This is a genomic window from Psychrobacter sp. KFRI-CH2-11, from assembly GCF_038239325.1.
Taxonomy (GTDB): domain Bacteria; phylum Pseudomonadota; class Gammaproteobacteria; order Pseudomonadales; family Moraxellaceae; genus Psychrobacter; species Psychrobacter celer.
The window spans coordinates 209,644-221,321 of record NZ_CP151283.1; the positions used below are offsets into that span (position 1 = coordinate 209,644).

At 47.7% G+C, this 11,678-nt stretch carries 11 protein-coding genes; 6 read left to right on the forward strand and 5 right to left on the reverse strand.

Going from position 1 to position 11,678, the window contains the following annotated elements:
• Nucleotides 1-25: 25 nt before the first annotated feature.
• On the reverse strand, nucleotides 26-1,516 hold the full coding sequence (locus tag AADH33_RS00890; RefSeq protein WP_348549256.1) for an ATP-binding protein: 1,491 nt from the start codon (nucleotides 1,514-1,516) through the stop codon (nucleotides 26-28).
• A gap of 250 nt (nucleotides 1,517-1,766) precedes the next feature.
• On the opposite strand from AADH33_RS00890, the gene rpsP reads away from it, so the two are divergent.
• The 4 genes from rpsP (at nucleotide 1,767) to rplS (ending at nucleotide 4,280) form a co-directional block, all read left to right on the forward strand.
• Nucleotides 1,767-2,036, forward strand: a complete 270-nt coding sequence (rpsP, locus tag AADH33_RS00895; RefSeq protein ID WP_075101887.1) for a 30S ribosomal protein S16 — start codon at nucleotides 1,767-1,769, stop codon at nucleotides 2,034-2,036.
• A gap of 190 nt (nucleotides 2,037-2,226) precedes the next feature.
• Complete coding sequence (gene rimM, locus AADH33_RS00900) at nucleotides 2,227-2,760, forward strand: ribosome maturation factor RimM (protein WP_075101888.1); 534 nt, start codon at nucleotides 2,227-2,229, stop codon at nucleotides 2,758-2,760.
• Between the two features lie 129 nt (nucleotides 2,761-2,889).
• A complete protein-coding gene (trmD, locus tag AADH33_RS00905) occupies nucleotides 2,890-3,660 on the forward strand; it encodes a tRNA (guanosine(37)-N1)-methyltransferase TrmD (RefSeq protein ID WP_348549257.1) in 771 nt (256 codons plus the stop codon).
• A 197-nt stretch (nucleotides 3,661-3,857) separates the two neighbouring features.
• A complete protein-coding gene (gene rplS / locus AADH33_RS00910) occupies nucleotides 3,858-4,280 on the forward strand; it encodes a 50S ribosomal protein L19 (RefSeq protein WP_075101890.1) in 423 nt (140 codons plus the stop codon).
• Between the two features lie 290 nt (nucleotides 4,281-4,570).
• On the opposite strand, the gene AADH33_RS00915 is transcribed toward rplS, so the two are convergent.
• Nucleotides 4,571-5,134 carry a DUF4442 domain-containing protein gene (locus AADH33_RS00915; protein WP_348549258.1) on the reverse strand — a complete coding sequence of 188 codons (564 nt, stop codon included), beginning with the start codon at nucleotides 5,132-5,134 and terminating at the stop codon, nucleotides 4,571-4,573.
• A 440-nt stretch (nucleotides 5,135-5,574) separates the two neighbouring features.
• Between AADH33_RS00915 and AADH33_RS00920 the strand changes: the two genes are divergently transcribed.
• Both AADH33_RS00920 and uvrC read left to right on the forward strand, forming a co-directional pair.
• The gene (locus AADH33_RS00920) at nucleotides 5,575-7,101 is read left to right on the forward strand and encodes a DUF3360 family protein (protein ID WP_207969497.1); all 1,527 of its coding nucleotides are present in this window, start codon (nucleotides 5,575-5,577) and stop codon (nucleotides 7,099-7,101) included.
• A gap of 140 nt (nucleotides 7,102-7,241) precedes the next feature.
• Complete coding sequence (gene uvrC, locus AADH33_RS00925) at nucleotides 7,242-9,086, forward strand: excinuclease ABC subunit UvrC (protein WP_348549259.1); 1,845 nt, start codon at nucleotides 7,242-7,244, stop codon at nucleotides 9,084-9,086.
• 109 nt (nucleotides 9,087-9,195) lie between these two features.
• On the opposite strand, the gene AADH33_RS00930 is transcribed toward uvrC, so the two are convergent.
• The 3 genes from AADH33_RS00930 to lgt form a co-directional block, all read right to left on the reverse strand.
• Entirely contained in the window at nucleotides 9,196-9,768 is a 573-nt protein-coding gene (locus tag AADH33_RS00930) for a dihydrofolate reductase (protein ID WP_348549260.1), read from the reverse strand.
• A gap of 48 nt (nucleotides 9,769-9,816) precedes the next feature.
• Nucleotides 9,817-10,683, reverse strand: a complete 867-nt coding sequence (locus AADH33_RS00935) for a thymidylate synthase (protein ID WP_348549261.1) — start codon at nucleotides 10,681-10,683, stop codon at nucleotides 9,817-9,819.
• Nucleotides 10,684-10,764: 81 nt separating this feature from the next.
• Nucleotides 10,765-11,649 (reverse strand): prolipoprotein diacylglyceryl transferase, encoded by an 885-nt coding sequence (gene lgt / locus AADH33_RS00940; protein ID WP_348549262.1) that lies wholly within the window; start codon nucleotides 11,647-11,649, stop codon nucleotides 10,765-10,767.
• Between the last annotated feature and the right edge of the window lie 29 nt (nucleotides 11,650-11,678).

Consider the following 11,678-nt stretch of genomic DNA (forward strand, 5'->3'; position numbering starts at 1 on the left):
TTGAGTCTGCCCCTAACCCTAACTTTTAAGGGTTAGGCGGCTTGTCTGTGGCGTGTTTCTCATCAGATGGCTCTGAGGTAGTGGGCGTATCGGCGGCTAAGGTTTCATCGCCAGCCACCTTAGAGAGTAGCGGGATACGTACGCACACTTGTAAACCGCCATCAGGGTGATTGATGGCCTCAACCGTACCATGATGTAACCCTGCAATACGGCTGACGATGGCTAAGCCTAGACCACTGCCTTGTGTGGTACGTGCCGTCTCGCCACGCTCAAATGGTTGCATGATTCGTTCTAATTGGTCTTCTGCCACGCCATCGCCGCAATCGCGTACACAAATTACCAATTGTTCTTGTGCTTCTTGGTTTACCACGTTTTCCGTCACCACATCGGTTTCTTCATCTACAGCGGTTTCGACAAAGGTCGGTATGACGGTTGCCGATAGATAGATGGGCGGTTTGCCGTAGCGATTGGCATTATTTACAAGGTTGATAATCAAACGTTTGATAGAAAGCGGCCTGACGGGTACCACTTTATGGCACTCAGATTGATAGATAAACTCCATTGGCGCAAATTGCACCATGATTTCATTAAATATGGTGTCTAGGTTGGTCAGGCTCACAGGCTCATCGGAGCCATCTTTCATAAACGAGATAAACTGCTCCAAAATCGCATCCATATCTTCAATATCATAAATCAGTCCTTCACGAAAAAAATCATCCGGCAGCATCTCGGCGGTCAACCGCATTCGGGTCAGCGGCGTCCGCAAATCATGAGAGATACCAGCGAGCATGATGGTACGCTCTTTTTGCGCTTGGCTGAGCGTGGTAAATAGTCGATTAAAGGCCATATTGACCTGACGTATCTCTGTTGGGCCTTTTTGGGTGGGCAGGGTGGTGGCGTGACCAAGACGAATATAATTGGTCGCGGCGCGCTGCAGATAGCGCAGCGGGCGGTTTAATTGCCGCGCCAGTAAAACAATGGTGAGCAATGATAAGATAGGCAAACCAATCAAAAATAACACCAGCAGACTGGGGCTATACTGTGAGTAATACACCACAGGCTCACGAATCCAAAAACTGTCGTCACGGCTGTCTTGTACCCATAATTGCGGCGTGGGCTTAAATTTAAAATACACCTCAACAGGTCGCCCTAATTGAGCGCCAATCTCTCGCTGCAACACGTCGGTAAAGACACCGACAAAGGCTTTATCAGCCACTTCCGGAAAGTCGCTTGGATTGTCCACCACCACCACATGCGAGTGCCGATAAATCCACTGGCGCACCTCAGGACGCGCTTGCCAATCTTTATTGACGCTATTCATCAGCTTTAGCTCACTGGTCAAATAACGCGCATGATTTTTGAGCTCTGGCAAATACAGACTGCGCCAAAAAAATAAAATCGATAAACTGACACTGATCAGCACAATAAAGGCGACCATCAAAGTCGTCAGCCAAGTGTTGGAGTAAGAGCGCGCAAGCCAGCCTTTGCGACGGGTTGGCAGATTTGATGGAGTCATAACAATCCAATAGGTTACATGAGGCGTTATAAAGTATAGCGTTATTTGGTCTAGAAAGGATGTCATCCACCAAAAATAACGGCGCAATAGCAGAGGATTGCCATACGCAAATCCTAGGAGGATTTTACATCGATAGCCATTTAAGCTATTGTTAATAAATAATTAAATAAGCACAGTTTATGTTTTCAATAAATCAAGACTGTGATATAATTATGCCCTTTTTGGTATACCTGCGAAAGAGAGAATTCACATGGTTGTTATTCGTTTAGCACGGGGCGGTGCCAAGAAACGCCCATTTTATCAAGTAGTTGTTGCTGATCAACGCCGCGCGCGTGACGGTCGCTATATTGAAAATATCGGCTTTTTTAACCCACTCGCTAAAGAGTCTGAAGAAGCAGTACGCCTAAACATGGAAGCGTACAATGCGTGGATCGCCAAAGGTGCACAGCCTTCAGATCGCGTTGCTTCATTAGCAAAAGCTTATAGCAAGTCTGCCGCTCAAACTGAAGCCACTGCTTAAGTTTGTTGGTCGCTGAGGTGGTTATAGTTTGACTATGGCAATCTCAATAGACTTGAGAACACATAGCGTAACTGGTCTGACCAGGGTGCGCCATTAACTGTTTATCGCTTTTAACGCAGTTTTTAATGATTGTTGCTTTAATCGTGATTGTTTTACTTACTGTTTGTTAGTCATTACTAGGTTAGCCGTTATGTCATCTGCTCCAGCCGCTAATACCCTTATGAAAATCGGTCAGCTTAAGAAGCCTTATGGTATTAAAGGCTGGCTGTGGGTGTTTAGTGATACAGAGGATCGGACGGCGATATTTGACATGCAGCCGTGGTGGATGAAAACTGCCACTGGCATGAAGCCTTTGACGGTGAAAGCATGGCGTCAACAAGGCACAGGAATCGTCGCTCAGTTTGAGCAGGTACCTGATCGCAATGTTGCGGAGACGATGAACGGTGTGACCGTTTGGGTCGAGCAAGACGTCTTGCCAGAAACGGCTGAGGATGAATATTATTGGTCAGACTTGATCGACTTGCGCGTGATAAACGAGCAAGAAGAGTATCTGGGCGATATCACCGAAATGTTTGAAACTGGCGCGCATGACATCATGCGCGTGAAAGCAAACTCAGACAGCTTGGATGATGAAGAGCGCCTGATTCCATGGCACAAACAAACCGTCATTGAGGTCGATATGACTGAAAAAACGGTGCTGGTGGCATGGCCAAGTGACTATTAGTTAAATAGATATTAGTCAAATATCTATGAATCAAGTAGCTATTAAGCAACTAACTAGTAATAGTACGAGTAAGACAATTTTTTGGCGTTAGCGCCAGTATGATCACTGCGTCAATTAAGTAGATATCAGATGTATTTTGCCGTCATTAGTATTTTTCCTGAGATGTTTGCCACGATTCGTGATTTTGGTATCACAGGAAGGGCAGTCGCTGGAGAGCACGTGACGATTGAGTGCATTAATCCACGTGATTATACCACCGATAACTACCGCCGTATTGATGAGCGCCCGTATGGTGGCGGTCCTGGCATGGTGATGATGGCCGAGCCATTATCAAAAGCCATAGAGGATGCGCGCTTGCGAGCGAGTCAGCACGGCTGCCGTGTCGATAGTGAGCACTGTCCGGTGATTTATATGTCGCCACAAGGACAGACGCTCAGTGAGAGTAGTGTGGTCAGCATGGCCGAGTACGATGGCATGATTATATTGTGTGGTCGTTACGAGGGTATTGATGAGCGCTTACTATCACGATATGTCGATAGGGAGGTGTCATTGGGGGATTATGTGCTGACAGGCGGTGAGCTGCCTGCCATGGTATTGATGGATAGTGTGATACGTCGTTTGCCTGATATCATGGGCGATGATCAGTCCGCTGAGCAAGACTCGTTTGTCGATGGCTTGCTTGATTGTCCGCATTATACCAAGCCGCATGAGTTTGCAGGTATGAGCGTCCCTGAGGTATTACTCTCAGGTCATCATGCCAATATTGCTAAGTGGCGTTTTGCTCAGCAAGTCAGTCGCACACAAGCGCGTCGGCCAGACTTATGGCAGGCGTTTATCCCCACGGCAGAGCAAGCGAAGTGGCTAAAGGCACTGGCAAAAACAGATAAAAATAGGGGTTAACCTTTCGTTTTATCGTTTTTAAATTTGATAAACAGTTAAAAAATAAAATTTTGAGCAATAATAAAACGAGTCATCACATTGTGGCCGTTGGTTATAACCCATTTACGTTGCGTCTTTTTATAATAAGATGCAATTCATTATTACAAACAGGTGATATGCGTGAAGCCTCTATTATCTAATGTGAGGAGATAACTCTCATGAGCAACAAGCATCCATTGGTTCAGGTCATCGAAAACGCTCAATTGCGTGAACACCCAAGCTTTGCACCCGGTGATACCATTGTCGTACAAGTAAAAGTACGTGAAGGTGAGCGTGAGCGTCTACAGGCTTTTGAAGGTGTGGTCATCGCTAAGCGTAACCGCGGTTTAAACTCAGCATTTACCGTACGTAAAATCTCAAGCGGCGTCGGTGTTGAGCGTGCATTCCAGTTGCATTCACCACTGATCGATAGCATCGAAGTGAAACGCCGTGGTGCGGTTCGTCGTGCGAAACTATACTACTTACGTGAGCGCTCTGGTAAATCAGCACGTATCCGCGAAAAGCTTGGTGCTCGTCCAGCAGCTCAGAAAAAAACTGACGCTGGTGTTCCTGATGCGGTTGAAACAGCGCCAGGTATCTAAGCACAAGTTACGTGAGCACATACGTGATCATAAGTATCTAAGCGGTGCTCTGAGTCTTTGTTAGTCTGTGATTATCACCGCCAGCAAAGGCTCGGACACGCATAGATACCAGCCCTTATTCATAGGTTTATTTATAAATAAGCGGGCCATACCAAAAAGACAAAACCCCAATCTATGCGATAGCTGGATTGGGGTTTTTGTATGGGCGTAACTGTATCCGCTGTGCTTGCTGAGTCTATTGTGCACATGGTCGCAAATACATGTGTGCCTATGAACGCAGATGCATGAGGTTAAGCGCTATCAGCATCGGTGTCGATGCGTATGCTTTGATTCTTTGATTTACTGTGCTTGCGCAAACGGATATACAGTGTCTTGGTGACAGTGGCCACAACCTTTTGCTGCTCATCGACGATATCGACACTGTAGTCGCGAAATACCGCCCCTCCATCTTTGGCCAGCTCTTGAATGGTAATGATTTCAGCGCTCGGTATCTTCATCCTTGCGGTGACCTTGCTATGGCCTGGCGCGACAAAATCGATATGTGAGATTTTGTCCCATACCACATAATGACTGCCCAATTGATGCATCAGCATGAGCATATAAAACGGATCGACCATAGAGTAGAGGCTGCCACCGAACTGGGTGCCGACGATGTTTTTATTCAAGCTATTCAAACCCATACTGACCACACATAAACCTTGATCGAGGCTGATATGCTCGATTTTGATGCCAGCACCGACGTAAGGCGCGTAGGTGTTGATACGCAGTTTGAGTAAATGCGGTGTCAACAATGGCATGATGCTTTGTTTGGCTCGACGCTTTAAGGTCTCAAAGTTGGTGGGTAGTAAGCTCATAAAGGAATCCTGTTACTTCTTTTCGATTTTTAATTATTCAGTCAAATGGCTGACACCTGTTGCAGGGTATCTAGCGTGAAAGCTATTTATCATAAGTAAAAATCGTCTTGACCGCTAGGTTTAAAGCGTAAGTATGCCTCATTATAAATAAGATAAATGATGAATATATGCGGCAGCACGTCGCCTTGAGCATGGTCATTGCTAAGCAATTTGGGGTTGTTTTTCTAAAATAAATGATTGATAAGTTTGCAAAAATGATAACTTAAAACTTTAAGTTATCAATAAAACAGAGACGCATAGTATCTTTACATGGTTCCGCGCTCGCATTTCACTGTCCTGTGACATACAATAGCCTGCAATTTGTACTGCCCTGTGATTTTATCAAGTCATATCAGTGCACTGCCCGCCCATCGAAGCCTCAGTCGACATAAGGAAATGTGATGAGTAACACTCAGATCCCTGCCTCAGGGTCTACTCCGCCACCATCAAATCCATCCAATTACGACAGCGAGCCACAAGGCAGCTACCTTGATCTACACAAGCCTAGCTCAAGCTTTGAGAGTCGTGACGCCTATTTAAATCATGAACTACAAATCATGCAGCCCAAGCGCTGGCGGGTAAACTTGCCGTTTCGTGATTATCGTTTTGAGTATGAAGACACCATCCCTGCGATGGCCGCAACGATCGGTAAGGTCGTGATGGTAGGCGCTATTGCCGCTACGTTTGCAGGGCCGCTTGGGCTAAGCGATGCCTTTGTATTAGAAAACGTGCGCTATGAGTTGTTAATTGTTGCTTTCTTTGTGATTTTATTCTCAGGGTTTTTGCTACCGACGGCCAACCTTGCTGGTACGCATGGCCCATTGATTCCACTGATTCCTATCGTCGTTGCCGCTGGTGGTCACCCAATGGCCTTTGGCTTGCTCATCGGTGCTTTTGGTCTATTACTAGCCATTAGTAAAGGAGGCAGTCTGCTGGCAAACTTGACCAGTAAAGGTGTGTGTGGTGGTCTGCTGCTTTATTTGGGTTTTATTGGCACCCTCTCGCAGGTCAAAAATCTATTTGCATGGGCCGAAGGTATCGGCATGGCGCATATCGCCTTTGTGGTGATTTTACTGACCATCATCCTGTACGCGGTATTAGAAAACTTCCAAAAGCGCTGGCTGGCTGTACCATTAAGCTGCTTGCTCGGTGGCGGTGTGGCCTTTGCCATGGGCGCGCCCTTTGCTTTTGAGACAGCGCCTGGCCTGCCAAATATGAACCCGATGTACTGGTGGGGGGAGGACACGGGCTGGATGCTGGGTCTGCCGACGATTGAAAGCTTTGTGGTGGTATTGCCGTTTGCGGTATTGGCCGTCGCTATGTGGTCGCCGGATTTTTTGGGTCATCAAGTCTTTCAAAAGATCAGCTACCCAAAGCGTACCGAGCGCGTGCTGATGGATATCGATGACACGATGACCAGTGCTTCTATTCGTCAGGTCGCAGGCTCTGTCCTTGGCGGCGCAAACTTTGCGTCATCATGGGGTACGTATATCGTACCAGCGGCGATCGCCAAGCGTCCGATTCCAGCGGGTGCGGTACTCACAGGACTGTTTTGTTTGATCGCTGGTATCTGGGGCTATCCGATGGATTTGGCGATCTGGGAGCCGGTCATGTGTGTGGCACTGATCGTCGGGGTCTTTATTCCATTGCTTGAAGCGGGGATGGAGATGACGCGCGAAGGTAAAACCACGCAGTCTGCTGCGATTGTGGTCTTTGCCTCGGCATTGGTCAACCCAGCCTTTGGCTGGTCGATTACCTTGGTGCTTGATAACCTAGGTTTGATTGGCTCAAAAGAGCGTAGTGCGAGCCTATCAAAGATGAGCCGCTGGATTATACCTGTTATTACCTTTGTGATATTGACCGGTGTTATGGCGGTGGTTGGGATGTTGCCGGGCATTCCTGCACTATTACCGAACTTCCGTCATTAGAAATTTTGACTACCATAAAAAAGAAAAGCCAGCCTTGTGCTGGTTTTTTTGTGCGTAAGCGGATAATTTGACGGCTTGTAAAACACAGGCTACCGCCCCATAAATAGCTGTATATCAGTGTCTTAAGAGCAATAAATTTTATGGTTAATGTCTCAGAGTCGAGTCCTGTCGATGATAAAAAAGCCCGCCTCAAACATCTAATCCAGCGCCTGCCAAACTTGCCAGGGGTCTATAAAATGCTGGGAAAAAACGGCGATATTTTATATGTGGGCAAGGCAAAATCGTTAAAAAGTCGCGTCAATAGCTACTTCGCTAAGACCATTGACCATCCAAAAACGCGAGCACTGGTGGCACGGATTCACGATATCGAGACCATCATTACCCGTAGTGAGACCGAGGCATTGTTGCTTGAGCAAAACCTGATTAAAGAATACCGTCCCCCTTATAATGTCCTACTGCGTGATGATAAATCTTATCTGTATGTGTTTATCTCAGCGGATAAGCCTTATCCAAGATTGGCTTATGGCCGCGGCAAAGGCAATCACCAAAAAGGTCGGTTTTTTGGGCCTTTTCCTTCTGCTCATGCGGCCAAAGAAACCTTGGTGCTCATGCAAAAGATGTTTCAGATGCGCCAGTGTACCAATACGTTTTTTAAGCAGCGTAAGCGTCCGTGCCTTGAGTATCAAATCAAGCGTTGCCGTGCGCCCTGCGTGGGGTTGGTGTCGCCAGAAGAGTATGCAGAAGACGTGAATAACACCATTCGTTTTCTTAAAGGCGACTCAAGTGATATACACAGTGCGCTAATCGAAAAAATGGAAAGTGCTGCTGAAGTGTTGGATTTTGAAAAAGCAGTCTTTTATCGGGATCAGCTCTCTATGCTGCGCGAAGTACAAGCGCGGCAGGCCGTCTATACGGTGCAAGGCGAGGCCGATGTGATTGCCATTGCTAGCCAAGCTGGCATGACCTGTGTCAATGTGCTGACGGTGCGCGGCGGCCGCGTACTCGGTGGCAAAAACTACTTCCCTGATGTCGATAGTAGTGAGTCACTCGCGGATAATTTGTCGGCATTTATTACCTCATTTTATTTTCAGGTGACCGACGACTTGCCAAGTGAGATTATTCTCAGTCATGCGCTGCCTGACCAACAAGCAGTCAGCGAAGCATTGGCCACCCACTTTGAGAGCAAAGTCGTTATCAAAACCAATGTGCGCGAGCATCGTTCAGAGTGGCTGGACTTGGCAAAGCTCAATACCAATAATGCACTAAAAACCAAACTGGGCGACTATCTAGAGCTGCATGCGCGCTTTGGTGCGCTAAAGAACGTACTGGCTGATGTCACTGATCGTGCCATAGACCGTATCGAGTGCTTTGATATCTCGCATACCATGGGCGAGGCGACCATCGGCAGCTGCGTGGTATTCGATCAAGGAGGTTCGCGGCGTCGCGATTACCGTCAGTATGCGATTCATGATATCCAAGGCGGTGACGATTATGCGGCGATGCAGCAAGTGCTGACGCGGCGCTATAAAAAACAGCCACTGCCTGATCTGTTGCTGATTGATGGCGGGAAAGGTCAGCTTAATATCGCCAAAGAAGTGCTGACCGAGCTGGGTATCTTAAATGACACGCTGCTTGTGAGTGTGGCAAAAGGAGAAGGGCGCAAGGCGGGTTTAGAAGTATTACATTTTATCGATCATGAACCGCTGGATCTGCCCATGGACAGCAAGGCGCTGCATTTACTGATGCATATTCGTGATGAGGCGCATCGTTTTGCCATCACAGCGCACCGTAAGAAGCGCGATAAGCGCCGTTCGTCGTCGGTGCTGGAGGTGATACCGGGGCTGGGAGAAAAGCGCCGCCGCGACTTGCTCAATCACTTTGGCGGGATGCAGCAACTGCTAGGGGCTTCGCAGCAAGAACTAGCAGGCGTGCAGGGCATCGGTCCAGTATTGGCCAAGACCATTTATAAAGTGCTGCATGAGTAGGCCGATTGATATTTGCTAAATTCGGACTTATGGCAATAAAAAACGGGGCTGCCTTAAATGATTCTAAGGCAGCCCCAATTTTTTAATATTTTTCGTAAAATAGCTTCTATTACTCAGTGGCTTTTTTTCTATAAGTCACGAACTTAAAATCCAATCCGCTTTTTTCATCATGCATCGACTCAGACGCTTCTGCGACTGCAAAGTCGCTCGGCAATTCAGGGTAAAACGCCTCGCCGTCAGGGATCTCGGTATCGACGTGTGTCAGCTCAATACGATCGGTGTACATAAAGGCATCACGAAACACCCGCTCGCCGCCGATGACCCAAATCGTATCTAAGTGAGCACCATGGGCGAGACTGGCAGCTTGCGTTAAAGCATCATCCAAATTATGCACCACATACGCATTGTCTTTGCCTACTAGGCCGCTCTTTTCGGCATAGTCCATTTGACTGCTGATAATAAAGCTGACACGTTTTGGCAACGGCTTGCTGCCCATCGACTCAAAGGTCTTGCGACCCATGATGACGATACCTTGAACCGCACCGCCTGTTGCTTTGGTGGTCATTTGTTTGAAATGCTGCAAATCTGCTGAGATATGCCACGGCAGCTCATTGTCCTTGCCGATACAGCGATTGCTACTGATAGCCGCGATTTGGGCGACTTGGGTATTGGCATAACTCATAATATGTCCTTATTGTTTTCGTCAGTCATATGAAGTAAAAAACAGTCTTTATACCGCGACTTTTGCTTTGATAGCGGGATGTGATTCATAACCGTTTACGCTAATATCCTCAAAATTAAATGCAAAAATATCATCAACATCAGGGTTGAGCGTCAATGTCGGTAGTGCATAACACTCACGCGTCAGTTGCAGCTCAACTTGCTCGCGGTGGTTTTGATAAATATGACAGTCGCCGCCGGTCCAGATAAACTCGCCCACGCCCAGCCCGCAAACCTGCGCAATCATGTGGGTCAGCAGGGCATAGCTGGCGATATTGAACGGCACACCTAGGAATAAATCCGCTGAGCGCTGGTAAAGCTGGCAGGAGAGTTTGTTGTCCGCGACAAAAAACTGAAACAGCGTATGACAAGGCGGCAAGGCGACTTGCTCGGCTTCACCTGGGTTCCAGCCAGAGACGATCAAGCGTCTGGAGTTGGGATTGGTCTTGATTTGCTCCACGACTTGGGCGATTTGATCGACGCCGTCATTGTTATAGCGGCCATTCTCGTCTTTGGTCGCGCCGTAGTTGCGCCATTGGTGACCGTATACTGGCCCTAAGTCGCCCGCAGGACGATTGAAGCGCGCCGTCTGCTCCGCTGTGGCCCATTCGTTCCAGATACGTACGCCGTTCTCTTGTAGATAATCGACATGAGTGCTACCGCTCAAAAACCACAATAGCTCATACACGATGGATTTAAAGTGGACTTTTTTGGTGGTCAGTAACGGGAAGCCGTCTGATAAGTTAAAACGCATCTGCACGCCGAAGTGGCTTAGTGTACCTGTGCCCGTACGATCGCCTTTTTCGCTGCCTTCACTCATGACGTGACGCAGCAAGTCCAAATAAGCTTGCTCGTTTTTACTACTGTAACTGCTCATAATATTGCTCTTCTACGCTATCAAAGCGCGTCATTAAATAAGTCTTAATCTGTTTTTCGGACATTTATAGTGCAAGCGCGCTTAATAAGCCGCTTGCTTACCCCAGTCATAGATGCCGCGTTTATAGGCATAAACCAACAGTACAAAGCCGATGATAATCATTGGTGTGCTCAGTATTTGGCCTTTGGTCATCCAGCCGAGTAAAATAAAGCCTTGGTCGGCATCTGGCTGACGGAAAAACTCGATGATAAAGCGGCTGATACCGTAACCTAATAAGAATATCGCCGATGCCGCCATACGTGGACGCGGCTTGGCAGAGTACCACCACAAAAACAAGAATAGCAGCAGACCTTCAGCAAAGGCCTCATAGAGCTGTGATGGGTGGCGGGGCAGTAAATACTGGCCGTTGACCTCCACCATCAATTCTTGTAGTTGAGGGTTGGCTTGCAATTGCTGCATATCAAAAGCCGCGGCCTGCGGGAAGTAGGTCAGCCAATTATAGCCGCCATCAGAGACGCGCCCCCACAGCTCACCGTTGATATAGTTGCCGATACGGCCAAACAATAACCCCGTCGGTACACACGGCACGATAAAATCCAGCACTTGAAAAGGCGTTTTTTTGTACTTACGGGCAAAATACAACATGCCGAGTAAAACCCCAATCATGCCGCCGTGGAACGACATACCGCCTTCCCACACCTTAAATAAATAGGCGGGGTTTTGTAGCAGCTCACCAAATTGATAAAACAGCACATAGCCGATACGGCCACCCAAAATGACACCGAGCGCGCCATAAAAAACAAGGTCTGACACCATGTCAGTGTTCCAGCTCTCACGCTGGCCACTGCGGTACCATGCCAGACCAAACGCGGCGGCAAATGCCAGCAGATACATCAAGCCATACCAGTGTACTTCTACAGGGCCCAAGGACAGCGCTACGGGATCGTACTGAGGATGAATCATCATAAGGACATCATAATTATTGATAATAGAAT